The sequence below is a fragment of the Marivita sp. S6314 genome, assembly GCF_023015985.1.
Lineage (GTDB): Bacteria > Pseudomonadota > Alphaproteobacteria > Rhodobacterales > Rhodobacteraceae > Marivita.
The window spans coordinates 777030-800439 of sequence record NZ_JALKAO010000002.1 but is presented as its reverse complement, the minus strand read 5'-3'; the positions used below and the strand labels follow the sequence as shown (position 1 = coordinate 800439).

Annotated in this window: 23 protein-coding genes, 1 tRNA gene and 1 riboswitch; of the genes, 13 read left to right on the top strand and 11 right to left on the bottom strand. The window is 60.5% G+C overall.

Translation table 11 applies throughout. The features are described 5' to 3' along the window. Nucleotides 1-109: 109 nt before the first annotated feature. From MWU54_RS08465 to MWU54_RS08450, 4 genes are read left to right on the top strand one after another with little or no spacing between them, the layout of a single operon-like run. Nucleotides 110-1528 (top strand): circularly permuted type 2 ATP-grasp protein, encoded by a 1419-nt coding sequence (locus tag MWU54_RS08465; protein ID WP_247082138.1) that lies wholly within the window; start codon nucleotides 110-112, stop codon nucleotides 1526-1528. Nucleotide 1529: 1 nt separating this feature from the next. Further along, complete coding sequence (locus MWU54_RS08460) at nucleotides 1530-2471, top strand: alpha-E domain-containing protein (RefSeq protein ID WP_247082136.1); 942 nt, start codon at nucleotides 1530-1532, stop codon at nucleotides 2469-2471. Then, on the top strand, nucleotides 2472-3269 hold the full coding sequence (locus MWU54_RS08455) for a transglutaminase family protein (RefSeq protein ID WP_247082134.1): 798 nt from the start codon (nucleotides 2472-2474) through the stop codon (nucleotides 3267-3269). 33 nt (nucleotides 3270-3302) lie between these two features. After that, nucleotides 3303-4034, top strand: a complete 732-nt coding sequence (locus MWU54_RS08450) for a peptidase (RefSeq protein ID WP_247082132.1) — start codon at nucleotides 3303-3305, stop codon at nucleotides 4032-4034. Between the two features lie 270 nt (nucleotides 4035-4304). Here MWU54_RS08450 and MWU54_RS08445 read toward each other — a convergent pair whose 3' ends face one another. Together MWU54_RS08445 and MWU54_RS08440 are read right to left on the bottom strand one after the other, a co-directional pair. Next, nucleotides 4305-5594, bottom strand: coding sequence for an MFS transporter (locus tag MWU54_RS08445; RefSeq protein WP_348647632.1), 1290 nt, complete (start codon nucleotides 5592-5594; stop codon nucleotides 4305-4307). A gap of 376 nt (nucleotides 5595-5970) precedes the next feature. Beyond that, nucleotides 5971-6045: transfer RNA gene (locus tag MWU54_RS08440), tRNA-Phe, on the bottom strand. A 174-nt stretch (nucleotides 6046-6219) separates the two neighbouring features. On the opposite strand from MWU54_RS08440, the gene MWU54_RS08435 reads away from it, so the two are divergent. Then, complete coding sequence (locus MWU54_RS08435) at nucleotides 6220-6825, top strand: ribonuclease HII (RefSeq protein ID WP_247082224.1); 606 nt, start codon at nucleotides 6220-6222, stop codon at nucleotides 6823-6825. 123 nt (nucleotides 6826-6948) lie between these two features. Then, a complete protein-coding gene (locus MWU54_RS08430; protein ID WP_247082128.1) occupies nucleotides 6949-8043 on the top strand; it encodes a site-specific DNA-methyltransferase in 1095 nt (364 codons plus the stop codon). Nucleotides 8044-8155: 112 nt separating this feature from the next. On the opposite strand, the gene MWU54_RS08425 is transcribed toward MWU54_RS08430, so the two are convergent. Further along, complete coding sequence (locus tag MWU54_RS08425) at nucleotides 8156-9637, bottom strand: type VI secretion system contractile sheath large subunit (protein WP_247082126.1); 1482 nt, start codon at nucleotides 9635-9637, stop codon at nucleotides 8156-8158. 142 nt (nucleotides 9638-9779) lie between these two features. Here MWU54_RS08425 and MWU54_RS08420 point away from each other — a divergent pair, with 142 nt between their 5' ends. The 3 genes from MWU54_RS08420 to MWU54_RS08410 are packed head-to-tail and all read left to right on the top strand — an operon-like array spanning nucleotide 9780 to nucleotide 11865. Next, a complete protein-coding gene (locus MWU54_RS08420; protein WP_247082124.1) occupies nucleotides 9780-10673 on the top strand; it encodes a DMT family transporter in 894 nt (297 codons plus the stop codon). Nucleotides 10674-10721: 48 nt separating this feature from the next. After that, a complete protein-coding gene (locus tag MWU54_RS08415; protein WP_247082122.1) occupies nucleotides 10722-11435 on the top strand; it encodes a cytochrome c biogenesis CcdA family protein in 714 nt (237 codons plus the stop codon). A 19-nt stretch (nucleotides 11436-11454) separates the two neighbouring features. Continuing rightward, nucleotides 11455-11865 carry a thioredoxin family protein gene (locus MWU54_RS08410; protein WP_247082120.1) on the top strand — a complete coding sequence of 137 codons (411 nt, stop codon included), beginning with the start codon at nucleotides 11455-11457 and terminating at the stop codon, nucleotides 11863-11865. A gap of 65 nt (nucleotides 11866-11930) precedes the next feature. On the opposite strand, the gene aroC is transcribed toward MWU54_RS08410, so the two are convergent. Continuing rightward, nucleotides 11931-13031 (bottom strand): chorismate synthase, encoded by a 1101-nt coding sequence (gene aroC / locus MWU54_RS08405; protein WP_247082118.1) that lies wholly within the window; start codon nucleotides 13029-13031, stop codon nucleotides 11931-11933. A 183-nt stretch (nucleotides 13032-13214) separates the two neighbouring features. Beyond that, a riboswitch (TPP riboswitch) is annotated at nucleotides 13215-13313 on the top strand. Between the two features lie 36 nt (nucleotides 13314-13349). Here aroC and MWU54_RS08400 point away from each other — a divergent pair. Genes MWU54_RS08400 through MWU54_RS08390 form a run of 3 tightly spaced genes read left to right on the top strand, consistent with a single transcriptional unit; the run spans nucleotide 13350 to nucleotide 16517 of the window. After that, nucleotides 13350-14339 (top strand): thiamine ABC transporter substrate binding subunit, encoded by a 990-nt coding sequence (locus tag MWU54_RS08400; RefSeq protein ID WP_247082116.1) that lies wholly within the window; start codon nucleotides 13350-13352, stop codon nucleotides 14337-14339. Next, nucleotides 14315-15832 carry a thiamine/thiamine pyrophosphate ABC transporter permease ThiP gene (locus MWU54_RS08395; RefSeq protein WP_247082114.1) on the top strand — a complete coding sequence of 506 codons (1518 nt, stop codon included), beginning with the start codon at nucleotides 14315-14317 and terminating at the stop codon, nucleotides 15830-15832. The genes MWU54_RS08400 and MWU54_RS08395 overlap by 25 nt, the downstream gene beginning before the upstream one ends. Then, nucleotides 15816-16517, top strand: coding sequence for an ATP-binding cassette domain-containing protein (locus tag MWU54_RS08390; protein WP_247082113.1), 702 nt, complete (start codon nucleotides 15816-15818; stop codon nucleotides 16515-16517). Before MWU54_RS08395 ends, MWU54_RS08390 begins: the two co-directional genes overlap by 17 nt. A gap of 366 nt (nucleotides 16518-16883) precedes the next feature. Here the strand turns inward: MWU54_RS08390 and MWU54_RS08385 are convergent, their stop codons facing one another. From MWU54_RS08385 to petA, 3 genes are read right to left on the bottom strand one after another with little or no spacing between them, the layout of a single operon-like run. Then, entirely contained in the window at nucleotides 16884-17672 is a 789-nt protein-coding gene (locus tag MWU54_RS08385; protein ID WP_247082112.1) for a cytochrome c1, read from the bottom strand. A gap of 17 nt (nucleotides 17673-17689) precedes the next feature. After that, the gene (petB, locus tag MWU54_RS08380; RefSeq protein ID WP_247082111.1) at nucleotides 17690-19036 is read right to left on the bottom strand and encodes a cytochrome b; all 1347 of its coding nucleotides are present in this window, start codon (nucleotides 19034-19036) and stop codon (nucleotides 17690-17692) included. A 12-nt stretch (nucleotides 19037-19048) separates the two neighbouring features. Then, nucleotides 19049-19612: a ubiquinol-cytochrome c reductase iron-sulfur subunit gene (petA, locus tag MWU54_RS08375; protein ID WP_247082110.1), complete on the bottom strand. Its 564-nt coding sequence runs from the start codon at nucleotides 19610-19612 to the stop codon at nucleotides 19049-19051. Between the two features lie 220 nt (nucleotides 19613-19832). Between petA and MWU54_RS08370 the strand changes: the two genes are divergently transcribed. Further along, a complete protein-coding gene (locus tag MWU54_RS08370; protein WP_247082222.1) occupies nucleotides 19833-20495 on the top strand; it encodes an outer membrane beta-barrel protein in 663 nt (220 codons plus the stop codon). Here the strand turns inward: MWU54_RS08370 and pssA are convergent. The 4 genes from pssA to MWU54_RS08350 all read right to left on the bottom strand — a co-directional run bounded on the left by pssA (nucleotide 20492) and on the right by MWU54_RS08350 (nucleotide 23384). Beyond that, on the bottom strand, nucleotides 20492-21241 hold the full coding sequence (pssA, locus tag MWU54_RS08365; RefSeq protein ID WP_247082109.1) for a CDP-diacylglycerol--serine O-phosphatidyltransferase: 750 nt from the start codon (nucleotides 21239-21241) through the stop codon (nucleotides 20492-20494). The two genes, MWU54_RS08370 and pssA, sit on opposite strands and share 4 nt — an antisense overlap. After that, entirely contained in the window at nucleotides 21238-21921 is a 684-nt protein-coding gene (locus MWU54_RS08360) for a phosphatidylserine decarboxylase (RefSeq protein WP_281496007.1), read from the bottom strand. Before MWU54_RS08360 ends, pssA begins: the two co-directional genes overlap by 4 nt. A 72-nt stretch (nucleotides 21922-21993) precedes the next feature. Beyond that, nucleotides 21994-22611 (bottom strand): glutathione S-transferase, encoded by a 618-nt coding sequence (locus MWU54_RS08355; protein WP_247082105.1) that lies wholly within the window; start codon nucleotides 22609-22611, stop codon nucleotides 21994-21996. A gap of 110 nt (nucleotides 22612-22721) precedes the next feature. Then, nucleotides 22722-23384 (bottom strand): FMN-binding negative transcriptional regulator, encoded by a 663-nt coding sequence (locus MWU54_RS08350; RefSeq protein ID WP_348647629.1) that lies wholly within the window; start codon nucleotides 23382-23384, stop codon nucleotides 22722-22724. Between the last annotated feature and the right edge of the window lie 26 nt (nucleotides 23385-23410).

Here is a 23410-nt window from a genome sequence, read left to right as displayed (position 1 = left end):
GCACAAAAAACCGGCTGTTCTGCCGTCAATCCTTGATAACCTCGATATGCGGCCCGCGCCGTTTGAGGCTTGTGTTTGCAATTCCATCGCACGCAGCTATCGTGGCCCTATGAGTGGATCGCATTTCGATGAAATGCTGGGGAACGGTAGCCTTCGCGCACCATACCAAGCCTATGAAAAATGGTTTGCTGGGCAGGAGAATGCACGGCTTAGCAAAAAGGCGGACGAGGCCGAGGCCTTCTTTCGGCGCTCCGGCATCACCTTCAATGTCTATGGCCAGGCGGATGCCGAAGAACGATTGATCCCCTTCGATCTCGTGCCGCGCATTCTGTCAAATGCGGAATGGACCAAGCTGGCGCGAGGGATCGAACAGCGCGTCCGCGCCATCAACGCGTTCCTGCATGACATCTACAACCGGCAGGAAATCCTCCGTGCGGGCGTTGTACCTGTAAAGCTGGTGGCCGAAAACGATGCCTTTCTGCCTCAGATGATTGGCTTCACGCCGCCGGGCGGCGTCTATACCCATATCGTGGGCACGGACATCGTGCGCACTGGCGAAAATGACTTCTATGTTCTGGAAGACAACGCACGGACACCTTCTGGCGTCAGCTACATGCTGGAAAACCGCGAGACCATGCTGCAGATGTTTCCTGAGTTGTTCAGCAAAATCAGGGTTCAGCGGGTCAGCGACTATCCCAAGAACCTGCGTCTTTCGCTGGAAGCCACCGCGCCTGCGGGTTGCAACGGGCGGCCCTGCGTGGCGGTGCTGACCCCCGGCATCCATAACTCGGCCTATTACGAACATAGCTATCTTGCCGACCAGATGGGCGTCGAACTGGTCGAGGGGCATGACCTGCGTGTTGTCGACGGTCATATCGCGATGCGCACGACGAAGGGGTACAAGGTCATCGACGTGCTCTATCGTCGGGTTGATGACGACTTCCTTGATCCGCTGACCTTCAACCCGAACTCCATGTTGGGTGTGCCCGGGATCATGGACGTCTATCGCGCGGGCAATATCACGATCACCAACGCGCCGGGGACCGGGGTTGCCGATGACAAGGCGATTTACAGTTACATGCCCGATATCGTCGAGTTCTACACAGGTGAGAAAGCGATTCTGAAGAACGTCGAAACGTTTCGCTGTGCCGAAGCGGACACCCTTCAATATGTGCTCGACAACCTGTCAGATCTGGTCGTCAAGGAAGTGCATGGTTCGGGTGGTTACGGCATGTTGGTGGGACCCGCCGCGTCAAAGGAGGAATGCGCGGAATTTGCCAAGAAGCTGAAGGCCAATCCCGCCAATTATATCGCTCAGCCAACGCTTTCCCTGTCGACGGTGCCAATTTTCACCGAGGCAGGGTTGGCCCCTCGGCACGTCGACTTGCGTCCGTTCGCGCTTGTTGCTCCGGGCGAGGTCAACATCGTGCCGGGAGGTCTGACACGGGTCGCGCTTAGCGAAGGTAGCCTGGTGGTGAATTCGTCTCAAGGCGGCGGCACCAAAGACACCTGGGTATTGGAAGACTGACATGTTGGGAAAAACCGCAGGTGGTCTGTACTGGATGTTCCGCTACTTGGAGCGGGCCGAGAATACAGCGCGCCTGATCGAGGCCGGGTTTCGCATTGCCCTGACCCGATCCAGCGATCCGGCGTCTGAATGGAAATCGGTGATCGTGACTTCGGCGACCCAGCAGGCTTACGAGGCTAAATACGACGGCTATGACAGCGCGCGGGTGACAGATTTTCTGCTGCGGGACACCGAGAACCCGGGTTCGGTCTATTCGGTCATCAAGGCGGCGCGTGATAATGCCAGACTGGTGCGCACGGCCCTGACGACCGAAGTCTGGTCGGCGGTGAACGAAACCTGGATGCTTCTGGCGGAGCGGTTGAAGCATCCGATCCCCGAGACCCATCTGCCCGAAGTTTTGGCCGCGATCCGCCAACAGTCGGCTCTGGTGCGCGGCGCCTTGCACGGCACGATGCTGAGAAACGACATCTATGACTTCTGCCGCCTTGGGACCTTCATCGAACGTATGGACAGCACCGCAAGGATCATCGACGTGAAGTACTTTGCATTGCTTCCCTCGCCATCCTTCGTGGGCAGCCGCATGGACAACGTACAATGGGAAACGATCTTGCGTTCGGTTTCGGCACATCGGTCGTTTCGCTGGGCCAGTGATGATGAGTACAACGCCCCCAATATCGCCCGTTTTCTCATCCTTGACCGTCGCATGCCGCGATCACTGGCCTTTTGCGCCGCGACACTGGTCGAGAACCTGACGTATCTGGCCGAGGATTACGACATGCAGACGGAAAGTCTGCAACTGGCCGAAACCTTGCAGAAGCGCCTGAAGGGGCGCGACATCGGCTCGATCTTCGACGAGGGGCTGCACGAATTCCTTAGATCGATTCTGGACGACACAGCGCGGATTGGAACGCAGATCGAACAAGATTACAGGTTTATTTCCTAGATGCTGTTAAACATCGCGCATACCACCCGATACGACTACGATGCCCCGGTCGATTATGCGCTGCAAAAGGTGCGACTCTGTCCGTTGGACAGTCCGTTGCAGAGCGTGGGAAATTGGGCATTGCGTGTCGAGGGCGGCAAGATCGAAGCCAGCTATACCGACCATTTCGGCAATCGGGTCGATCTGGTCAGTGCCGAGCCCGGCACGCAGAGGATGACACTGACCGCAGAAGGCACCGCGACGACCCATGATGCCGCAGGCATTCTGGGCAAGGTTTACGGACATGCGCCGCTTTGGCTGTTCCAGCAACCGACAGACACGACGCGCCCCGAAGACGGCATTTCAGAGCTGGCGACAGTTGTTGCCAAGTCTGATCAACCTCTGGACGGGTTGCATGCCCTGTCGGCGGCTATTCTGGACCGTGTGCCCTACCAAACGGGGAAAACGGACACGGCAACGACGGCGGAAGAAGCCATCGCCATCGGCCAGGGCGTTTGTCAGGATCACGCAAATATCTTCATCGCCGCCGCCCGCAAGGCCGGGCTGCCTGCGCGATATGTTTCGGGGTATCTTTATATGCCCGACCGCGTTGATCAGGACGCCAGCCACGCATGGGCCGAAGCGCATTTGGACGATCTTGGATGGGTTGGATTCGACGTTTCGAACGGGGTGTCGCCTGATGAGAAATACCTGCGCATCGCCGTTGGCCGCGACGCACAGGATGCCGCGCCAATCTCCGGGTTAAGAATGGGCTCCAGTCGCGAAGCAATGATTGTATCTTTGCAGGTGCAGCAGTAAATCCGGCCAATCGGAAAGCTTCAAAGGTACCCCATGACATATTGCGTCGCGATGCGCCTGAATGACGGGTTGGTGTTCATGTCGGACACCCGCACCAATGCGGGCGTCGATAACTTTTCGTCCGCGCGCAAGATGTTCACTTGGGCCGTGCCGGGGGAACGGTCGATCACGTTGATGACCGCAGGCAACCTTGCCACCACCCAAGCGGTTGTGGCCCTTCTGGACGAGCGCTCCAAGGCTGTCGAAGATCGGGATCCCAGCATTCTGAGCCAGACCAGCATGTTCCAGATCGCGCGTCTCGTCGGAGCGACCCTGAAAGAGGTCATCGCCTATTCCAGCCCCACCGGGCCAAGCGCCAACGATCCGTTCAGCGCTTCGGTCATCGTCGGCGGCCAGATCAAGGGCGGCCGGTCGACCATCTTTCTGGTCTATCCGGAAGGGAATTTCATCGAGATCACAGAAGACTCGCCGTTCTTTCAGATCGGCGAAGCGAAATACGGCAAACCGATCCTCGTGCGCGCCTATGATCCCGCGATGAGTTTCGCCAATGCTGTGCGATTGCTGTTCGTCTCATTCGATTCAACGATCAAGTCCAACCTCTCCGTGGGGCTGCCTCTGGACCTTCACATCTACGAAAACGATTCCCTCCACGCCGATCGTCAACGTCGGATCGAAGAAACTGACGAGGCTTACACGCAAACAACTTCACAGTGGAGCACCGCGTTGAAGGCCGCATTGGAAAATTTGCAAACTATTGAAGTGTGATGCTTTTCTGCGCACGCTCTAAGGTAGTTTCGCTCCATTGCGTATCTTGAAATGCTCGTGCCCTGAGCGGCGCAACGGCATGGAAGCGAGTGGGGCAGTGATCTGAATGGGCCACCCTTGGTGTTTCCATGCTTGATCCTTCGATCCACCACGCCCTCTCACTTCGACAGTCAGAAGGTGACGCGTCCATCTTAACTGACGATGATGCGCCGCCCCCGATGTCACCAGAGCGCCCGAGATGATCGATGCCGCACCGCGCGTGAATGCCAACTATTCGGCGTCTACCGCCAGTCGTTTGACCAACACCAAGATCAGTATCGCTGCAACGACCAGAAACACGGCGCCGACGCTCCATGCGACTGGGGTGGAATAGACCTCAGCGACGGCTCCGACCAACACCAGACCCAATGCGCCGCCCAATTGCTGTATCAGCGACCTGAGCGAGAGCATGGTCGACCGCTGACGGTCGTCGACACAGCGGTGCAGAATGCTGCTGGCAGGTGTTTCCGAGACGCCGAGGATCACGGAATACACAATGAAGACCGTCACAAAGCCGATGATCTCGGTTTGCCACGCCAATGCGATCTGAACACCGGCCAGGCACGCAAACGCCGCCGCCAGCGTCAGGGCGTGCCGCCGCTTGAAAACCCGGCTGATATGCGGCGACAGAAATGCGCCAAACGCGATGGAGAAGAAATAGGTCGCAGTGACGATACCGATGACGGTGTTTGCATAGCCGTCGTCCAGCATGGGTTTCGCGTGAGTGGGCCAGATCACCTCGACCGGGTTGGTTGCCATCAGAAAGAACGCCAACGCCGCCAGAAGGATCGACAGGGTGGGATGTCGCAGGGCCAAAAGGCTCGCGTCCTTGATCACCGTTGGAACACGCGCAAAGCCGTGCCTCAGAGCAGGGACGTTCATCGGGCGCGGTTTTTCAAAAATGGCCACCATCGTGAACACAAACACGCCCAGCATCACGCCAAAGCTTGCCACGTAGGACACGTCATAGATGCTGAACCCGAGGCGTGTCGCGACCCCGCCCAGAACATCAGGCAAAAGGCCCCCCAAGACCGCACCCAAGGCCAACCCGACAGCATTGGCCCATTGCGCCTTGGCCAGCGCGGGCTGTACATCCACATCGGGTGCCGCGGCCTTGAACGTCTCGACAAACCACGCATCCAGCGTCCCGGACCGAAGCGCGCGTCCAAAGCCGATGAAGGCAAAGGACAACGCCAGAACATTGAAATCGCTGGTCGACAGGAAAAGCACGAGAGAGATCACGCTGGCGACCACCGCCGTCAAGAACACCGGCTTGCGGCCAATGCTGTCGGCAAGACCCCCAAACGGTAGCTCCATCGCCATCGTGGTAAGTGAATAGACCCCGAAGAGAAGCGAGATCTGGAAAAGGTCCATGCCCCGGTCCGTCAAGGCCAAGGCAACAACAGCGACGGTCAGACCCATCGCAAAACGGTCAAGGAACTGATGTATCTGAAACACCCGAATATGCCGTCGCGCTGCGGCGGTCAGGGTGCCGTATGAGAACTCGATGTCGGTGGCCATCATTGCAGCATCGACTTTGATGCCGATATGCACAATACCTCTGACCAGCCCCGGGGCTCCCTCTGCCATTGCGAGAGTAGAGGTGGTCGCGGAAATCCGTTGTAGCTGTTCAAAATTCGCGGTCCAGCTTCAATGCAATGAAGCGTCAGCGTGCGATTGCGGACAACGGTAGTCGTTAATGTCCGCTAAATGGGCTGCAGACGCGGCATTCAGTTCTCGTGATCAGTGTCCGATTTGAGCCGTTTCTGCCTCGAACCCCGACCAGAAACCAACTCTTTACCGCATAAATTGGAACCCTATATGCACCCACAACAAACACGGGTGTCAGTCTTGCAACTGGAAATGCGGGTAACTCGCTGATCTGATTCGGTAAAAATGGTGCCCGGGGGCGGAATCGAACCACCGACACGAGGATTTTCAATCCACTGCTCTACCCCTGAGCTACCCGGGCACGGGTGAACCACGCGGGTTCGGGTGGCGGCGTTCTATGTGAGGGTTTGGGGCGTGTCCAGAGCGATTTTGCGGGAAATCGCAGAAATGCATCAGGTGCCGTGAGGCCGCCTCGGGCGTGGGGCGGTGGGACGTCGCGCTTGTCAATCCGGGCGGGATCGGCAATCTGCGGATCATGATGCCGGATTTCCGTTTTGAAGATGCGTTGTGGGCCCGTGGTGCGGCGCGGATTGCAGGGGTTGACGAAGCGGGGCGGGGGCCTTTGGCGGGGCCGGTGGTGGCGGCGGCGGTTGTCCTGACGCCAGAGCTGGTTCCCGAGGGCATCCAGGATTCCAAGCAATTGAGCCGCAAGAAGCGCGATGCGTTGCTCAAGCTGATCGTGCAGCAGGCGGAGATTGGCGTGGGCGAGGCCAGCGTCGCCGAGATTGACGCCATCAATATCCTGCGGGCCAGCCACCTGGCCATGTGCCGTGCGATCGCGGCGCTGCCGCACGCACCCGATCATGTGCTGATTGATGGCAACATGATCCCGCGTGACCTGACGCTTCCGGCGACGCCGATCATCAAGGGAGACACGCTGTCGCTGAGTATTGCGGCGGCCTCAATTGTGGCCAAAACAAGGCGTGATGCGATCATGTGGGATTTGGCGCAACAGTGCCCCGGCTATGGCTGGGAAACCAATCAGGGCTACCCGACCAAGTGTCACAAAGAAGCCCTTCAAAATCTCGGGGTGACCCCACACCATAGACGTTCGTTCAAGCCCGTCCACAAGATGTTGTGACAAGAAAAAATCGTAAGCGATTGATTCAAAAAAGAATTTGACCGCGAATCGGCTTTGACTCATCTTTTGTATCAACCACAGAGCGCAAAACAGCGCCGGGACGATAGGCAGAGAATGACAAAGATGACCAAGCCGAACAGCGCAGATGCGCTGCCGATCAACACGATTCTGGACGGCGATTGTATCGACGTGATGAACCGGCTTCCCGCCGGATCGGTTGATCTGATTTTCGCGGACCCTCCGTACAACCTTCAGCTGAAAGGCGATCTGCATCGCCCTGACAATTCGCGTGTCGATGCTGTGGACGATGACTGGGATCAGTTTTCAAGTTTCAAAGTCTATGATGACTTCACCCGCGCCTGGCTCAAGGCGGCGCGTCGGTTGCTCAAACCGGATGGGGCGATCTGGGTGATCGGGTCGTATCACAATATCTTCCGCGTCGGCACGGCGCTGCAGGACGCGGGATATTGGATCCTGAACGACGTCGTGTGGCGCAAATCCAACCCGATGCCGAACTTCCGGGGCAAGCGGTTCACCAACGCGCATGAAACCATGATCTGGGCGTCCAAGTCCGAAGGGGCCAAGTACACCTTCAATTACGAAGCGCTCAAGGCGTTGAACGAAGGCATCCAGATGCGGTCGGATTGGGTTTTGCCCATCTGCAACGGCGGCGAGCGGCTCAAGGATGCGGCGGGGGACAAGGCGCATCCGACGCAGAAACCGCAGGCGCTGTTGCACCGGGTGCTTGTCGGGGCAACCAAACCTGGCGACATCGTGCTGGATCCGTTCTTCGGGACCGGCACCACCGGGGCGGTGGCCAAGATGCTGGGGCGCGACTGGATCGGGATCGAACGCGAAGCCAAGTATCGCGAGGTGGCCGCCAAGCGGATCGCGGCTGTGCGTCGTCTGGACAAATCGGCGCTTGAAGTGACGGCCAGCAAACGCGCAGAGCCGCGTGTGCCCTTTGGCCAGTTGGTCGAACGGGGCATGCTGCGCCCGGGCGAAGAGCTGTATTCCATGAACAAGCGCCACAAGGCCAAGGTGCGCGCCGACGGCACGCTGATTGGCAATGACATCAAGGGATCCATCCATCAGGTCGGTGCCCATCTTGAAGGCGCGCCAAGCTGCAATGGCTGGACCTATTGGTGTTTCAAACGCGATGGCAAAACCGTGCCCATCGACGTGCTGCGCCAACAGATCCGGTCCGAGATGACCTGACAGACTTATTCGAACACCGCCGGTGCCTGCGGCTAATCCGCGGCACACGACTTGCCCCGCCGTTCTTCGGCGGGGTTTTTTCGTGCGGCACAGGCTATGTTATGACGGCGCGTTACGTGCTGAACGGGCCGATCTGAGCACCGGCGTTGGTGGTTGCGATGGTTTGCAGCCAGGGAAGGCGCACGGCGTTCTGGTTGCGACTGGCCAGCAGCGGAACAATGCCTTGGGCCTGAACCACGGTGGCCGCCCGGTCCGGCAGTGTCGTCTCGGCGCCGGGTTTCATCTGTTGTTCGCCGCCCGCGTCAAACGGCACGAAGGGCAGGTCGTCAAAGGTCAGGTTGGCGTTCAATCGCGCGGACCAGCCTTCTTGTTGGAAGGATTGCGCGATCAGACAGCATGTCAGCAACGATGCGCCGCCCCAAAGAAACGGGGCCTGATCGCTGGCCGGATCGGTGATCTCCTCGAACGGGAAGGCGTCAATCGGGTCAAGCTTGCGTCCGTACGGTGTGCGCATCATGAACCGCGGTGCCGTTGCCACGATATGGCCCGCCATCGGGGTTTGGCGCAGGACCTCCCAGCCGTCATTCGGCTGGATCGCGGTGTCAGACGCGGTTGCAATCGACCCCCAGGACGCGGCGCCAAGCATGTCCGGTGCCACAGACGACAACACCGCGCCGCCGGTGCGCCCGGCAAACGCACCAAGGCTGGCAAGCAGACGGACGTCCTCTGCGCTAGGGGTAAACAGGCTGTCCAGAACGATCAAGGTGAACGGGGCGTCGGCGCGCTCTGCCACCAGTCGTTTGTGCAAGACCGACGTTTCAACCGGGTCGTCCGAGGATCCCAGGGCATCCAGCAGCTCTGCCTGAGACGCGTTCAACACATGCAGAGCGACGTCTTCGTCCGAGTCCATGTTGGACACCAACAGGTGCAGTCCGCGCCATGCCGCTTCAAGCGCTTGAAACCCCGGGTCATGCAGCACGGCACGCAGATGTGCGGCGGCCGCGGCATCGACGGCGTCAACATATTGTTCTGCCTTCGGGTCGGTGTCGGCGGTGATATGGGCGGCCACGGCGTCGTGCAGCAGGCTGTTCAGAAACCCGGAACGCGACGGGCTTGACGGTTGCTCTGCCGGGGATCCGGTCGATGTGCCCAGCAGGCGAGAAAACGTGTCCGTGTCTGCTTCCGGTGCGCTTGGTGTCTCGTCGGATGTGTCTGTCGCGTGCAGCATGGCCTGCACGTCTTGTGTCGCGGCGTCAAAACTGGACGGGTCGCGCAAGCGGTATTTCAGATCCCTGAGCGTTTGAAAGACCGGCAGGGACTGGCAGATCTGATCGGGGTGAAATTCCTCGATGTCGCGCATCTGCAGCGTTCCGGCATCCAGATCTATCGACGGGGCTTCAGAGCCCAGATAGCTGTCAAAACTGTCGATATCGACATTTCGGATCGGGCGGGTCTCAAGGCTATGGGTGGATCGCGACGCAGAGCTGTCGCCAAGATCGCTGATCAACAGGATGCGCAAAGGCTGTCCGGCAGAGGGGCGCGCCTTGGGATTTGCCTTGCCATACTCAACTGAAAACTGAAGCGGGTTGGTCATTGAAATTCTCCGCAATTCTAAAATGATCCCGAATAGTACCCGTTGTGACCAACCGATCCAGAGAAATCGCGGCGACGATCTTGGCTTTCCCCCTGCGATATCTGTGGATATCACCGTCCGGTAACCACCCGGAGGACCACAAGTGGACATACGCGCAATCCTTGCCGGGCTGGTTTTTGCCGTCATGTGGTCATCCGCGTTCACCTCTGCCCGCATCATCGTGGCGGACGCGCCGCCGCTGATGGCGCTTGCGCTTCGGTTTCTGATCTCGGGGGCGCTGGCGGTGCTGATTGCCCGTTGGATGGGGCAATCATGGCGGCTGACACCGGCGCAATGGCGGGCCACGATCCTGTTCGGCGTGTGCCAGAACGCGCTGTATCTGGGGCTGAATTTCGTTGGCATGCAAAGCATCGAAGCGTCATTGGCCGCGATCATTGCCTCGACAATGCCCCTTCTGGTGGCCGTGGCGGGATGGGCCTTTGCCGGTCAACGGATTTCGCCGCTTGGCGTGCTTGGGTTGATCGCGGGCTTCCTTGGCGTGGTGCTCATCATGGGCGCGCGTCTTGGCAGCGGGGCGGATCTGTTTGGGGTCGGGCTGTGTGTGATGGGGGTTGTGTCGCTGACGATTGCGACGCTGGCGCTCAAGAATGCCAGTTCGGGCGGCAATTTCATGATGGTGGTCGGGCTGCAAATGCTGATCGGCAGCGCGGCGCTCTGGCCTGCGGGGCTGTTGCTGGACGTGCCTGAGGTGACACTGTCGGTCAAACTGGTCGCGGCCTTTGCCTACACAACGCTTGTGCCGGGCCTTGCTGCAACGCTGGTCTGGTTCTGGCTGGTCAACCGCATCGGCGCGGTCAAAGCCGCGACTTTCCATTTCCTCAACCCGTTTCTGGGTGTCGCGATCGCCGCGCTGATCCTGTCGGAAAGCCTTGGTCTGACAGATATCATCGGGGTGTTGATCATCGCGGCGGGCATTCTTGCGGTGCAAGTGTCCCGGCAAGAGGCGCAAACTGAAACAAACGCCACGGGGAAGTGAGCGCGCGTCAGGTGACAGGTGGACCTGCCTTGGTCTACGCCTCGGATCATGGAATTTGTGTTTGCCTATCTCGCGGGCCTTCTGACCCTGATCAACCCGTGCGTGATCCCGGTTCTGCCGATTGTTCTGGCCTCGGCCGTGCAGGCGGATCGGCGTGGGCCTCTGGCGCTCGCCGCCGGGATGAGCCTGTCCTTTGTTGTGCTGGGCGTCGGGGTGACCGCGTTTGGCCATCTGATCGGACTCACGGTCGATACGCTCGCCATGATCGGCGCGTGGATGATGATCGCGTTCGGCCTGTTGCTGCTGGTGCCCAGAGGTGCCGCCTTGATGACAGCCGCCACATCCGGGCTGTCGGCCCGTGCCGACGCCGGGATTGATGACCTCGACCAGCATAGCCTGCGTGGCCAATTCGCCGGCGGCGCGCTCTTGGGCGCTGTCTGGAGCCCGTGCATCGGCCCAACGCTGGGCGGCGCGATTGCCCTGGCCAGCCAGGGACAGAACCTGGGGCAGGTCACACTGATCATGACGGCGTTCGCGCTGGGCGTCTCCAGCATCATCCTCGGTCTGGCCTATGGCGCGCGCGGCGCGATGGGCCGCAACACCGCCCGCCTGCGCCAGATCGCACAGGCCAGCCGTCCGGTGCTTGGTGTGGCGTTCCTTCTGGTGGGGCTTGGGCTGCTGTTGCGCTGGAACCACGCGATCGAAATCTGGCTTCTCGACATCATGCCGCTTTGGCTGATCGACCTCTCCGTACGCTTCTGATCTGAAAGGACCCACACCCATGGACCGTCGTACCTTCCTCACCCTGACTGCTGCTGCCGCGACCTTGCCGCTGGCGGCCTCTGCCGATATTCTCGACTACACGCCCGGTCTTGTGAAAGAGCGTTTGGCCAAAGGTGAAACCGTGTTTCTGGATTTCACCGCAAGCTGGTGTTCAACCTGCCGGTCACAGGGCCGCACGATCCGCGCGCTGAAAGACGCCAATCCGGCCTATGCCCAACAGGTGACGTTTATCGATGTGGATTGGGACAGTTACGGCAAATCTGATCTGGCCAAGTCTCTGCAGATCCCGCGCCGGTCCACACTGGTGGTGTTGAAAGGCGACCGGGAGCTTGGTCGCATCGTGGCGCAGACCGGTCAGGATCAGATCAAGGCCCTGATGGACACGGCGCTGTCGGCGGCCACGTCGTAAGCGTTTTCGAAAACGCTTTTTACGCTCTTTCGAAAGAGCGTTTTGAAGGCTCTTCGAAGAGCCTTCTACCCGATCCTGCCCCGGTTCTCACCGACCTGACCGCGGTGCAGCAGCAGGTGATCCAGGATTACGCAGGCCATCATCGCTTCGCCCACCGGCACCGCGCGAATGCCCACGCAGGGATCATGGCGGCCCTTGGTGATGATCTCGGTTTCCTCCCCCGACTTGGTGATTGTCCGACGCGTCGACAGGATCGACGATGTGGGTTTGACCGCAAAGCGCACGACGATGTCCTGACCGGTCGAAATACCGCCCAGAACGCCGCCCGCGTGGTTGGAACTGTAGTCCGGCCCGTTCGGCCCCATGAAGATTTCGTCAGCATTTGCCGTGCCGGTCAATTCCGCCGACGCCATGCCTTCGCCGATCTCGACACCTTTGACCGCATTGATGCTCATCATCGCCGCCGCGAGATCGGTGTCGATCTTGCCATAGACCGGCGCGCCCAGCCCTGCGGGCACCCCCCGCGCCACCACTTCGATGATCGCGCCAACGCTTTCGCCGGATTTGCGCAGCCCGTCGAGATAGTCGGCCCAGTCGCGTGCCGCCTGCGCATCCGGCACCCAGAACGGGTTGTTTTCGATCTCGTCCCAGTCAAACCGGTCGCGGTCGATCCCATGCGGACCCATCTGCACCATGTAGCCGGTGATCTGGACCCCCGGCACCATCTTTGTGATTGCCGCGCGCGCCAAACCGCCCGCCGCCACCCGCGCCGCCGTTTCGCGCGCCGAGGACCGACCCCCGCCGCGATAGTCGCGGATGCCGTATTTTTGCCAGTAGGTGATGTCGGCATGACCGGGGCGGAACTTTTCCATGATGTCGGAATAGTCTTTCGACCGCTGGTCAGTGTTTTCGATCATCAGCTGCACCGGCGTTCCGGTTGTCTGACCTTCAAACACGCCTGACAGGATCTTCACGGCGTCCGGTTCGCGCCGCTGCGTGGTGTATTTGTTTTGCCCCGGTTTGCGCCGGTCCAGCCAGTGCTGGATCATGGCCTCATCAATCGGCACACCCGGAGGGCACCCGTCCACCGTCGCACCCAGGGCGGGCCCGTGGCTTTCGCCCCAGGTCGTGACGCGGAAAAGATGTCCGAAACTGTTGAGGCTCATAACACAGGCTCCTTGGCTCTGACGTGTCCTAGGCCAGCGGGCGTTTGGCCTCAAGATGTTTCGAATTGGCTGCGCCAATCCGACAGGTTGGGGGACCCGTCCCCCAAACCCCCTGAGGTATTTCCGGCAAGAGGAAGGACGATGCGTTTGGGGTTGAAGGACAGCGCGCAAGACGCTACGTCCAAACGTACCTCGGGGTGCCATCACTGGCTGAGATGCATTTGCGAACCCGTTGAACCTGAACCAGTTAACACTGGCGGAGGGAAGGTCATGGATGCGTTCCTGTCTTGCCCTCTCGTCGCAAAACAGGAGTGAGCCATGAAAAAGGCCCTTTCATTTGCTGCGGGACTTCTTGCGTCGACCACCATGGTGGTGGCGGACGACAAGCCCGTTCTGACCGTCTATGCGGGCGATTACATCGTGTCCGAATGGGGTCCTGGCCCCAGGATCGAAGAGATGTTCGAGGCGCAGTGCGATTGCGATTTGCAGTTCAAGCCGGGCGATCTGTTGCCGCGTATCCTGCTGGAAGGCGACCGGACCGATGCGGATATCGTCTTTGGCCTGAACACGGATGTGACCAAGAAGGCACGCGAAAGCGGGCTGTTTGCGCCGCATGGGCAGGACACGTCGTCGCTGACGCTGCCCGTTGAGTGGACAGACGAGGTGTTCCTGCCGTTCAACTATGGCCACACCGCGTTCATCTATAACGAAGAGCGGATTTCGGATGTACCGGACAGCTTTGACGCGCTGCTGAATGCATCCGATGATCTAAAGGTGGTCATTCAGGACCCGCGCTCGTCGATCTCTGGCTTGGCCTTGGTGCTCTGGGTCAAGGCGGTCTATGGCGACGAGGCCGAGGCGGCGTGGGAAAAGCTGGCCCCCAAGATACTGACCGTGACCAAGGGCTGGTCGGAAAGCTATGGTCTCTTCACCGATGGGGAAGCGGACATGGTGCTGAGCTACACGACATCCCCCGCCTATCACATCATCGCCGAGGAGGACCGCACCAAGAAGGCGGCGATCTTCCCGGAAGGGCATTACTTCATGGTGGAACTGTCGGCCAAGGTCGCGGGCACCGACGTGCCGGAACTGGCGGATCAGTTTCTGGAGTTTCAACTTTCGGAGGAGTTTCAAGCAATGATCGCAACCGGCAACTGGTCGTTCCCGGCCAAGCTGGAGGCCGACAAATGGCCGGATGGGTTCAAGGAACTGAACCTGCCGGAAAAGGTCCTGTTCTACTCTGAAGATGACGCCGCGGCCCTGCGCGATGAAACGGTTGAGGAATGGCGACGCGCGCTTTCGCAATAATCGCGGCACTGACCGTGGCCGGTCTGGTGATCGGCCCGGTCACGGCGGTGATCCTGCGCGCGGAGGCGTTTTCCGGGTTCACCCCGGCCGATGGGCAGGCGTTGCGGTTCACCTTGGTGCAGGCGACCCTGTCGGCTGCGCTTAGCGTGCTGTTTGCCATTCCGCTGGCCCGCGCCCTGGCGCGCCGGCAATTTCCCGGTCGGGGGGTGTTGGTGGCGCTTCTCGGCGCACCCTTTATCCTGCCGGTGATCGTCGCGGTGCTGGGGTTGATTGCTGTCTTCGGCCAGACCGGGCTGCTGAACCGCGCCCTTGCGCCGCTCGGGCTGCCCGAGATGCAGATCTACGGGTTGCACGGCGTTCTGATTGCCCATGTGTTTTTCAACCTGCCGCTGGCAACGCGGCTCATCCTGCAAGGCTGGCTGGCGGTTCCGGCCGAGCAGTTTCGGCTGGCCGCCACGCTCGGTCTTGGGCCGCGCGCGGTCTGGTCAAGCATCGAAGCGCCGATGCTGATGCGGATCGTGCCCGGTGCGTTTGCGGTGATCTTTGTGATCTGCCTGTCGTCCTTTGCCGTGGCTCTGACGCTGGGGGGTGGCCCGCGCGCGACGACGCTGGAACTGGCGATTTACCAATCCATGCGGTTCGATTTTGACCTCGCCCGCGCGGCGGCGCTTGGGCTGGTGCAGCTTGGCCTTGCGCTGACCGCTGGTCTGATCGCGCTGAAGATCACATCGGTGCCCGTTGCTGCCCGCGGATTGGACCGCGTGGTGCCGCGCTGGGACGGGCAGGGCGCGTTGTCGAAGGGGCTCGATACGATGTGGATCAGCCTTGCCGCTGCATTTCTGCTGACACCGCTTGCGATGGTGGCGCTGAGCGGGCTGGCAGGCATCCCGACGCTGGGCGCGTCTGTCTGGCAGGCGGCGGGCCATTCGATCACCGTGGCGCTGGGATCAACGCTCCTGTGCCTGCTTTGGGCGCTGCCGCTGGCGACGCGTTGGGGCGAATGGCTGGGGCTTGCGGGGATCGCGCTGTCACCACTGGTGCTGGGCATCGGGTTGTTCCTGATTGTGCGGCCCTTTGCCAATCCGTTTGACTTGGCGCTCTACGTCACCGCGACGGTCAATGCCTTTGTCAGCCTGCCGTTCGTTCTGCGGATCCTGCGCCCCGAGGCTGAGGCGATCCGCGCCGATTACACCCGCTTGCGGGCCGCGCTGGGTCTGTCGGGCTGGGCGTGGCTGCGCTGGGTGTTTCTGCCGCGTCTCAAGCGCCCGCTTGGGTTTGCCGCCGGGCTGACGGCGGCGTTGTCGATGGGTGATCTGGGGGTGATCGCGCTCTTTGCGGATCCGGACCGCGCCACCTTGCCGCTGAAAGTGTTTCAATTGATGGGTGCGTACCGGATGGAGCAGGCGGCAGGGGCGGCATTGCTTTTGCTGATCCTCAGCCTTGGCCTCTTCTGGGCGCTTGACAGGGGAGGGCGCGTTGGCTCTGCATCTTGATCATATCCATGTGCAGGCGGGTGACTTTACGCTTGCTGCTGACCTACGTCTGCACGCCGGCAGCCGGACGGCGATCATCGGGGCGTCCGGATCGGGTAAATCGACGCTGCTGGATGTGATTGCCGGATTTCGCGCGCCAACCCAGGGGCGGGTGAGGTGGCATGACCACGACCTGACGGCACAGCCACCGGCCAAACGGCCCATCAGCATCCTGTTTCAGGATACGAACCTCTTCCCGCATCTGACGATTGGGGAAAACCTCGCCCTTGCTCTGAACCCGCGCACGGGGCGGGTGTCGGCAGAGGAGCGCGCGCGGATTGACGATGTGCTTGCGCGGGTGGGCCTTGCAGGATTTGCCCCGCGCCGGATGTCGGACATGTCGGGGGGGCAGCAAAGCCGCGCGGCTCTGGCGCGGGTGCTGGTGCAGGACCGGCCCGTGCTTTTGCTGGATGAGCCGTTTTCGGCCCTGGGGCCGGCGCTCAAGACCGAAATGCTGGACCTGGTCATGGAGATCGCAAACGCATCAGGCATGACGGTGCTGCTGGTCACCCACGATCCGGCCGAGGCGCGGCGGTTTGCGCCCCAGATTGTCGTGGTCGAGCAGGGCAAGGCGTGGCCTCCAACCGAGACTGGTCCGTTGCTGGACAACCCGCCAACGGGGCTACGCGCCTATCTGGGGTCCTAGCACCAACGCCCCGCGCGGGGTGTGTCCCGGCAGGGTGTGATGTCTGGTCATTGGTGAAGCGGCGCCGCCCCGAGGGTGGACATGCTTTGCAATTGTGACAGGGGCTGCCCCCTGCGACTTTCAACGTCGGCCTTTGTCAGTCAGCGCATGTGCGCCACGGGCAAAGTGATGTCAGATCGCGGCATGGGAGTGACCCTTCCCGCTCAAAAGCTTTTGTGCGGCGACAGTGCCCGCGCACCTGTAAAGCCTTGGCAAATGCGGCGTGCGTTGCGTGGGCAAGCCCTTTCGAAAGGGCTTCGAGTGTGGCAACGAAAAAGCCCCGCTGCGGACAGCGGGGCTTTGTGTTTGGTCGGGTGCGGACCCACGTTACTCTTTGGCGCGGGCCTTGACCGGCGCCCAGATGCGCTTGTTGGTCAGATACAGCAGTACCGACAAGACGGTCAGGAACAACACACCGGCAAAACCGGCCTGTTTGCGCGCCATCATCTTGGGTTCTGCCGCCCACATCAGGAACGCGGCCACGTCCTTGGACTGTTGCTCGATTGTGGCTTCTGTGCCGTCAGCGAATTCAACGTCATCGCCGTAGAACACCGGGGCCATCGAGATCCATCCACCCGGGAACGCCTTGTTCTCGTAGAGGATCGCACCGGCTTCTTCTTTCTCTTCGCCAGTGTATCCCGCCAGAAGCGAAGCGATGTACTCGGGTCCACCCATGCCTTTGAAGAACTGGTTGATGCCCAGACCGTATGGTCCGTGGAAGCCCGCACGGGCTTTGGCCATCATGCTCAGGTCAGGGGCGCCAACCGCATCATTGGCCGGGAAGTGATCCGACGGACGCGCCGGACGGAAATCATCCAGCTCGGGATCGAAGACTTCGAAGGTCTGTGCGGCATAGGCACGAACCTGATCTTCCGGCATCCCAACGCCACCTTCATCATGCAGGGTGCGCAGGGGCACGTATTTCAGACCGTGACACGCGGAACAGACCTGCGTGTAGATCTGAAGGCCACGTTGCAACTGCGCCTGATCATAGGTGCCGAAGGGGCCTTCGAACGAGAATTCGAAGTTTGTGACCTCTCCGGCAGCTCCGGCGGCAAACGCACCGGAGATGGGGGTCAGGGCCAGTGTGGCCGCGAGGGCAAGTTTCTTAAGCATTGGTCGCTTGTCCTTTCTTACTCGGCCGGGGTCGCTGCAGGAGCGCCATCTGTGGACGAGGACTTGCCATAGTGCGCCTTGAAGTCTTCTTCGATGGTCTCGGGCTGCGGCAGCGGCTTTTCAAGCACACCCAGCAGCGGCAGGATCACGAGGAAGTAGGCGAACCAGTAGGTGGACCCGATCAGGGCGATGTAGGGGTAGATGCCTTCAGCTGGCATCGCGCCGACCCATGTGAGAACCACGAAGTTCACCACAAAGACCCAGAACCACATCTTGAACATCGGACGGTAGCGGCCGGAGCGCACGGACGAGGTGTCCAGCCACGGTGCCAGTGCCATCACAACGATCGCACCAAACATCGCGATCACGCCGAAGAACTTCGCGTCGATGATGCCGCCGGTCAGGAAGTTGACCGCGATCACCAGCCACACTTCGGTGTCGAACGCACGCAGGATCGCGTAGAATGGCAGGAAGTACCATTCCGGCACGATATGTGCAGGTGTCACCAGCGGGTTGGCTTCGATGTAGTTATCCGGGTGGCCGAGGTAGTTCGGCATGAAGCCGACAACCGCAAAGAACACCGCGAGGATCACCGCCAGGGCGAACAGATCCTTGATCACGAAGTAGGGCCAGAACGGCAGGGTGTCTTTCTCGGCATCTGCTTTCGAGGTGCGGCGCACTTCAACACCGGTCGGGTTGTTGTTGCCCGTGGTGTGGAAGGCCCAGATGTGCACGATCACCAGACCGGCAATTACAAATGGCAGCAGGTAGTGCAGCGAGAAGAAGCGGTTCAGCGTGGCGTTGTCCACGGCAGGTCCGCCCAGCAGCCATGTCTGGATGCTTTCACCGATGAACGGGATCGCGCCAAACAGGCCGGTGATCACGGTCGCGCCCCAGAAGGACATCTGTCCCCATGGCAGAACGTAGCCCATGAACGCGGTGCCCATCATCAGCAGGTAGATCAGCATACCGATGATCCACGTGATCTCGCGCGGGGCCTTGTAGGACCCGTAGTAGAGACCGCGGAAGATGTGCAGGTACACAGCCACAAAGAACAGCGACGCGCCGTTCATGTGCAGATAGCGCAGCATCGCACCACCGTTCACGTTGCGCATGATGTGTTCGATGCTGGCAAAGGCCAGATCAATATGCGGCGTGTAATGCATCGCCAGAACGATGCCGGTGATGATTTGCAGGGCAAGACAGAAAGTCAGCACGATGCCCCAGATCCACATCCAGTTCAGGTTCTTGGGTGTGGGGATCATGATGGTGTCGTACATCAAGCCGACAATCGGAAGGCGGGAGTGAATCCAACGCTCGCCTTTCGACTGTGGCTCATAATGGTCGTGTGGAATTCCAGACATTCAAAAGTCTCCTTATCCCAGCAGGATCGTTGTTTCGTCGACAAATTCGGCGGGCGGGACCGGGAGGTTCGTCGGTGCCGGGCCCCGGCGGATACGGCCAGAGGTGTCATAGTGCGACCCGTGGCATGGGCAGAACCAACCATTGTAGTCGCCTGCGCCGTCGCCCAGTGGCACACAGCCAAGGTGGGTGCAGACACCCATCATCACCAGCCATTCGCCAGCTTCGTCCAGCGTACGGTTTTCGTCGGTCGCGTCTGCAGACCCGTCGATGTTTTCGTTCTGTGCAATCGGATCGATCAGGTCAGACAGTTCAACTGACCGCGCATCGTCGATCTCTTCCTGGGTTCGGCGGCGGATAAAGACCGGCTTGCCGAGCCACTTCACGGTAATTTGAGTGCCTTCTGACACGCCTGACACGTCCACTCGGATTGAGGACAACGCCAGAACGTCAGCAGACGGGTTCATCTGGTTGACCAGAGGCCAAACAGCGGCACCAGTTGCAACGGTTCCTGCACCGGCGGTTGCGTAGTAGAGGAAGTCTCTTCGAGTGCCTTCGTGATGTTCTGCGTTGGACACGAGGTTATCTCCGTTCATCGGCCAAATAAGACCACAATTCTGGGTTAGGCTGCAGCAAGTCGCAGCGCTCCGAGGCGCTATTTAGCGGGCTACCCCCTAGCCGTCCACCTTTGGACGGACTACGTTAGGAATAAGCGCCGAAGTGTCGCGGCAAAATGGAAGACACAGCGCTAACAACGCGGTTATGCTGCATCTGCACGGTCGACTGGACGACAAAATGATGAAGAAAACGATTCTCTCAGGTATTCTGGCACTTGGCGGTGTGGCCACACCCGCTTTCGCCGAGATGGAGCTGTCGATTTATTCTGGTTGGCAGACGTCGCCGCACAGCCGTGTCTATGGCGATTACCCGGGCACCGGCGCGGATATCGACGCGCTGATCGGCTGGGAAGGCCGGTCGTTCGAAATGCCGCCCTATTACGGTGTGCGTGGGACTTGGTGGAAAAACGAACGCCTGGGCTTCGGGCTCGAATTCACCCATGCCAAAGTCTACGCGCCGGATAGCGAAAAAGAAGCGATCGGGTTTTCCGACCTGGAATTTACCGATGGGCTGAACATCCTGACCGTGAATGCCTATCAACGCTGGCCCGGCCTGTGGGCGCAGGGCGCGATGACGCCCTATGTCGGCGGCGGTCTGGGCGTGGCGATCCCGCATGTGGATGTCGACACGACAACCGGCACGGAAACCTATGAGTTTCAACTCACCGGCCCGGCGGCCCGTCTGACGGCGGGTGTGTCCTATGACCTGAACGACCGGTTTGCGGTGTTCGGCGAATACCAGTTCACCTATTCCAGCAACAGCGTCGATCTGCCGGATGGCGGCTCACTTGAGACCGACATCAAGACCAACGCGCTGAACGTCGGTTTGACGCTGAAATTTTAGGTTTCCCGGTCCTTGGCCAATGCCCGGCGCGAGCTGGGCAACATCCAGATCACGGCCGAGATGTAGATCAGGCTCAGCACCACCAGCGCCACCCAGGTATAAATCGCAATCGCGGCCCCCACGGCGGCAAAGGCGACAAGGAACACCTTGACCCGCCGCTGGCTGATGCGCGTGGTTTTGAAGGACCACACCGGGAAGCGTCCGATCATCAGGAACCCGATCACCGCGATATAGATCGACAGAAGCACGTCCGGCAGGATCTGTTCGCTGTCAAAGGCAAAGGACGCGTACATCGGCAACATGACCAGAATCGCCCCTGCGGGGGACGGGATGCCCATGAAATACGCGTTTTCGGCCGAGCCATTTTCGGCCTTTCGGGCCACGTTGAACCGGGCCAGACGTGTCACGGCGCAAACGGCATAGACCAGCACCGCCAGCCACCCCAACTGCCGCGTGTCATCCAGCGCCCAGACATAAAGCAGCATACCCGGGGCCACGCCGAAATTCAGAAAATCGGCCAGCGAATCAAGCTCTGCGCCCATCTTGCTGTCACTGCCCAGCGCACGGGCCAACCGCCCGTCCAGCCCATCCAGAATGGCGGCCAGCAGGATCAGCTGCACCGCCAGTTCATAATTGCCCTGCAACCCGAACCGGATCGCCGTCAACCCGGCCACAATCGCCGTGATGGTCAGCATGTTGGGCAACAGCTGGACCAGCGTCAGCTTATCGCCGCTTTCCTTGCTCATTTGGTCAGATCCGCGATGATCGTTTCCCCGGCGATCATTGTCTGGCCGATCTTCACCGACGGCGCGACACCGTCGGGCAGATAGATATCCAGCCGCGATCCGAACCGGATCAGGCCAAACCGCTCACCCCGGTCGAGAACGGCGCCTTCCTGTGTGAAACTGACGATGCGCCGCGCCACAAGGCCCGCGATCTGCGTCACGGTGAGAATGCGGTCATCCTCCATCCGGATCACCAGCGAATTGCGCTCGTTGTCCTCGCTTGCCTTGTCCAGCGAGGCGTTTAGGAACTTTCCGGGTTTATAGGCAATCTTCTCGATCTTCCCGGCCACCGGCGCGCGGTTCACGTGACAGTTGAACACCGACATGAACACGCTCACACGGGTCAAGGGCGCCTCTGGCAAGCCAAGCTCGCGCGGCGGAACCGCAGGTTCGATCAGCGACACAATCCCGTCAGCCGGGCTGATTACCAAGCCCGGTGCATCCGGTGTGACCCGTTCGGGATCACGAAAGAAGTAGTAGCACCACACTGTCAGGCCGACACCGATCCAGCCCAGAACATCTTCGATGGCAAACAGCACAAGCGTGATGGCGGCGAAGATCGCGACGAACTTGCGGCCCTCGGGATGCATCGGTTTGATAAACGTGTCGGTCATCCGCATTGCGGTCTCATCCTTTGACAAAGTTGCGTGTCGGTAAACCGATGCACGCGGGGGCGCAAGTAGAGGCCGCCCTTGCGACGCACCGTCCCGCGCTTAGGCGGGTGCGGGATCGGCGGGCACCGTTGCGACCATGCTGTCGCGCTTTGAAAACCCGTCATACCATGCCGCCAGGGCATCGCGCCCGGTGCGCCAGGACCGCGCATCATGCCGGAAATCAAGATACCCCAAGGCGCAGCCAATCGCGATATGGCCCATATCCATCTTGCCGTTCAGATGGCTCATCCAGCGCGTGTTCAACGCATCCAGCGCGCGGGACACCTTGCCCCACTGGCCTTCCATCCATGGCTCGTAGACGAACTCTTCGGGGCGGAAGCGCATCTCGTAGATCACCAGAACGGCGGCTTCCATGATCCCGTCGGCGGTGGCCTCCAGCGTCAGCGTGTCCCAGCGCCGCCGTTCCGGATAGAGGCCGGCATCCGCCCGGTCGTCCAGAAACCGGCAAATGACCCGGCTGTCATACAAGGTCGGCCCGTCCGGCCGGATCAGCGCCGGGATCTTGCCCATCGGGTTGGCCGCAATCAGCTTTGAATCCGGCTCAAGCGGAGACGCCGTGACATCCACTTGCTCCACATCGTCGAACTGGTTGGTTTCGTGCAGGGTGACCAGCACCTTGCGAACAAAGGGCGACGGACCGGCGCGCAACAATTGCATGATGAGACCTTTCGATATGGCACAATGTATAGCTAAGCCCGCGACACGCGGATTGCAAAGCGCAGGATGCGTCGACGCATCCTTGTCTTTCCGTCGCCGGAAAGACCCGCCTACAAACGGGGAGGGTCTGTCATCAGTGCAGAGAGCGCCTGCAGCCCGGTGCCAATCCCGGTCGTCAGCGCGTCGGCTGCCCCCAACCGCGCGGCCTCATCCTTGTTCTGCCCCAGTTTCCACGTCGCGGCGATGTCGTGCACCTGCATCCGGCAGGGCACGATCATCCGCATCATCCGGTCCAGCACCTCGGGCGTCATCTTGTCCGGACTCCATGGCGTCTTGGGGGCCAGTCGCGTCTCGTAAAACGCCGATTGCGTGTCCAGCACATGCCGCATCTCGTCCTGTGGCAAGCGCTCCAGCGTTCCGGTCAGTTGTACCGCAACGTAGTTCCAGGTCGGCACCTGATCCGCAACGCCGTACCAGTCCGGAGAGATATACCCATCCGGTCCCATCACGGCGATCCGCGCCGGGCAGGGCGTTGTCAGAGCCCGCGCAATCGGGTTCGACCGGACAAGATGGATCAGCACTTCTGCCCCGTCTTCGGACAAGAGCACCGGCACATGTGCGACATGCGGCACCGGGTCGGCATTGATCACCAATGTGCCAAAGGCGCGATCGCGCACGAAGGCGATGTCCTTGGCGTGGTCCGTGCTGTGAAAACTCGGGTTCGGGTGCATATGCGGGCTCGTGTCCTGGGCATGGTCCGGGCCAAGATGCATGACGCGGCGCAATTGTCCCGCGCTTT

Excerpts from the sequence above, each read along its gene's own strand:
- MWU54_RS08465 (WP_247082138.1), top strand. The coding sequence starts at position 110 with ATGAGTGGATCGCATTTCGATGAAATGCTGGGGAACGGTAGCCTTCGC.
- MWU54_RS08410 (WP_247082120.1), top strand. The coding sequence starts at position 11,455 with ATGGACCGTCGTACCTTCCTCACCCTGACTGCTGCTGCCGCGACCTTG.
- MWU54_RS08415 (WP_247082122.1), top strand. The coding sequence starts at position 10,722 with ATGGAATTTGTGTTTGCCTATCTCGCGGGCCTTCTGACCCTGATCAAC.
- MWU54_RS08435 (WP_247082224.1), top strand. The coding sequence starts at position 6,220 with ATGATGCCGGATTTCCGTTTTGAAGATGCGTTGTGGGCCCGTGGTGCG.
- MWU54_RS08395 (WP_247082114.1), top strand. The coding sequence starts at position 14,315 with ATGGCGACGCGCGCTTTCGCAATAATCGCGGCACTGACCGTGGCCGGT.
- MWU54_RS08350 (WP_348647629.1), bottom strand. The coding sequence starts at position 23,384 with ATGCATCTTGGCCCGGACCATGCCCAGGACACGAGCCCGCATATGCAC.
- MWU54_RS08445 (WP_348647632.1), bottom strand. The coding sequence starts at position 5,594 with ATGGCCACCGACATCGAGTTCTCATACGGCACCCTGACCGCCGCAGCG.
- MWU54_RS08455 (WP_247082134.1), top strand. The coding sequence starts at position 2,472 with ATGCTGTTAAACATCGCGCATACCACCCGATACGACTACGATGCCCCG.
- MWU54_RS08370 (WP_247082222.1), top strand. The coding sequence starts at position 19,833 with ATGAAGAAAACGATTCTCTCAGGTATTCTGGCACTTGGCGGTGTGGCC.
- pssA (WP_247082109.1), bottom strand. The coding sequence starts at position 21,241 with ATGAGCAAGGAAAGCGGCGATAAGCTGACGCTGGTCCAGCTGTTGCCC.
- MWU54_RS08400 (WP_247082116.1), top strand. The coding sequence starts at position 13,350 with ATGAAAAAGGCCCTTTCATTTGCTGCGGGACTTCTTGCGTCGACCACC.
- MWU54_RS08385 (WP_247082112.1), bottom strand. The coding sequence starts at position 17,672 with ATGCTTAAGAAACTTGCCCTCGCGGCCACACTGGCCCTGACCCCCATC.
- petB (WP_247082111.1), bottom strand. The coding sequence starts at position 19,036 with ATGTCTGGAATTCCACACGACCATTATGAGCCACAGTCGAAAGGCGAG.
- MWU54_RS08425 (WP_247082126.1), bottom strand. The coding sequence starts at position 9,637 with ATGACCAACCCGCTTCAGTTTTCAGTTGAGTATGGCAAGGCAAATCCC.
- MWU54_RS08460 (WP_247082136.1), top strand. The coding sequence starts at position 1,530 with ATGTTGGGAAAAACCGCAGGTGGTCTGTACTGGATGTTCCGCTACTTG.
- aroC (WP_247082118.1), bottom strand. The coding sequence starts at position 13,031 with ATGAGCCTCAACAGTTTCGGACATCTTTTCCGCGTCACGACCTGGGGC.
- MWU54_RS08450 (WP_247082132.1), top strand. The coding sequence starts at position 3,303 with ATGACATATTGCGTCGCGATGCGCCTGAATGACGGGTTGGTGTTCATG.
- MWU54_RS08355 (WP_247082105.1), bottom strand. The coding sequence starts at position 22,611 with ATGCAATTGTTGCGCGCCGGTCCGTCGCCCTTTGTTCGCAAGGTGCTG.
- MWU54_RS08430 (WP_247082128.1), top strand. The coding sequence starts at position 6,949 with ATGACCAAGCCGAACAGCGCAGATGCGCTGCCGATCAACACGATTCTG.